The following is a 273-nucleotide window of genomic DNA, read 5'->3' on the forward strand; positions in this document are numbered from 1 at the left end:
CGGGCGCGTGCGTTTAAAGCCTTTGTCCTCCAGTGCCTTCAGTACGGTCTCCAGTTGCCCGACGCGCAGATCACGGCAGCTCTGTTTCCCCGTGATATTCATCAGCAGCGACCGATAGGTGTCGTCGTCGAGCTGTAGCCTGCGGCTGGCAACATGGATTAATTTAATCAACGATGACCGGCTCATTTTATGTCTCCTGGTCAGGTTCTTTATCGCAGAAACCCACAATGTCATCAGGCGAAAGTTCGGCAGTACTTTTTATATCTTCAACGA

Annotated in this window: 1 protein-coding gene; it reads right to left on the minus strand. The window is 51.3% G+C overall.

Going from position 1 to position 273, the window contains the following annotated elements:
* On the minus strand, positions 1 to 186 hold a 186-nt coding region (locus GTGU_RS23810), incomplete at its 3' end, for a phage protein GemA/Gp16 family protein (RefSeq protein ID WP_038164035.1).
* Positions 187 to 273 lie beyond the last annotated feature (87 nt).

It is taken from the genome of Trabulsiella guamensis ATCC 49490, assembly GCF_000734965.1.
Taxonomy (GTDB): Bacteria; Pseudomonadota; Gammaproteobacteria; order Enterobacterales; family Enterobacteriaceae; genus Trabulsiella; species Trabulsiella guamensis.